Raw genomic sequence first — 1,307 nt, 5'->3', positions numbered from 1 at the left:
TTCCACGCCTTGGCGTGCGCTGCCTGCCAGGCCAGGAAGATATAGGGATCGCCCGTGCCCCATGGCGGGCCCTTGTACTCATCGAGAGGCGGCCCCCCATTGTGGGAGCGCTTTGGTCTCTTTGCCATTGTGTCAGCCTCTGACCAGGGCGACCAGATAGTCGGCGCCGGGCTCCAGGGCATGGAAGGTGCAGTCCGACGGCGCCCCAAGCGCCAGGCAGTCGCCGGGCTCGAGCTTGTGCGCCATATCGCCTTCGATGAATTCGAGCCGCCCGGAAATCAGCCATATCTGCTGCTTGATGAAGGCGTATGAAGCAGCCGGAAAACTGACCCTGGCGCCCGCCGGCAGATGCACCTTGATCAGTTCCAGCGGCATATCGCCAGCCGGCGAAAGATGCCGCCTGACATAGCCGGTATCGGGATCGCGCCATACCGGCTGGTCGGCCTCGCGCAGCAGCCCGCCGCCCTGCAGCTCGGCGCGCGCGATCAAGGTCGACAGCGTCATGCCGAAGGCCGACGCGATGCGCACCAGAAGCGCCGCCGTCGGGCTGGTCTTGCCTCGCTCGATCGTGCTGAGCATCGCCTTCGAGACGCCGGAATGCTCCGCCAGTTCGGCCAGGGACCAGTCACGCATGACCCTTTCGGCGTGTATCCTGCGGCCTATCGTCGAGGAAATTTCGTTCGCTATATCATCCATATGTCTATTATAGTGAAATATTGACGCCGGAGAAGAGCCGCCTTGCGACAATTTTCACAGGCCCCTTAATGCTCTCTACACCATCCGACCTCATCGGGCCTTAACCCCATTCGGGTAGGATCGACTCTCCAGGGAAATGGGGATTGGCCTGTCCATGTATGTCGAACGCGAAGCCTCCGTGGGGGAACCGACCTCGCAGGAGCGCCGCCAGACCGAGCAGAACGACAAGCGCATCCTCGGCAATGTCGTGCAATGCGACGGCGCTCGCGCCACCATCAGCGCCTATGCGGACGATGCCGACGGCGCGGTGACCGGCCTGTGGACAGTCGGCAAGATGATTTCCATCAATCTCGGATCGACGCGAACCGTCGGCCTTGTCTACGCGATCGGCAAGTCGGACCGCGCCTGGAGCAATGAGGGCCAGAACGCCATCGAGGTCAGCATCGAGTTGATCGGCGAAGTCCGTGACGGTGCGGAGCCCGGCGCCAGACCGGTCTTCGACCGCGGCATCACCACCTATCCGCATATCGGCGCCGTTGCGCATCGCATCCGCACCCGCGACCTGCAGGCGGTCTATGACCTTGCCGGGCGTCATTCGATCACGATCGGCA

Annotated in this window: 1 protein-coding gene and 1 pseudogene; one reads left to right on the top strand and one right to left on the bottom strand. The window is 63.0% G+C overall.

Going from position 1 to position 1,307, the window contains the following annotated elements; translation table 11 throughout:
- Positions 1-132 precede the first annotated feature (132 nt).
- The gene (locus ENZ75_RS32050) at positions 133-696 is read right to left on the bottom strand and encodes an XRE family transcriptional regulator (RefSeq protein WP_027160588.1); all 564 of its coding nucleotides are present in this window, start codon (positions 694-696) and stop codon (positions 133-135) included.
- Between the two features lie 154 nt (positions 697-850).
- Between ENZ75_RS32050 and ENZ75_RS32045 the strand changes: the two are divergent.
- Positions 851-1,307 (top strand): annotated as a pseudogene (locus tag ENZ75_RS32045) (ATPase); the annotation flags it as partial.

The organism is Mesorhizobium sp. M7A.F.Ca.CA.002.04.1.1, from assembly GCF_004022805.1.
GTDB lineage: Bacteria > Pseudomonadota > Alphaproteobacteria > Rhizobiales > Rhizobiaceae > Mesorhizobium > Mesorhizobium ciceri.
This window is presented reverse-complemented; position numbering and strand designations above follow the sequence as displayed.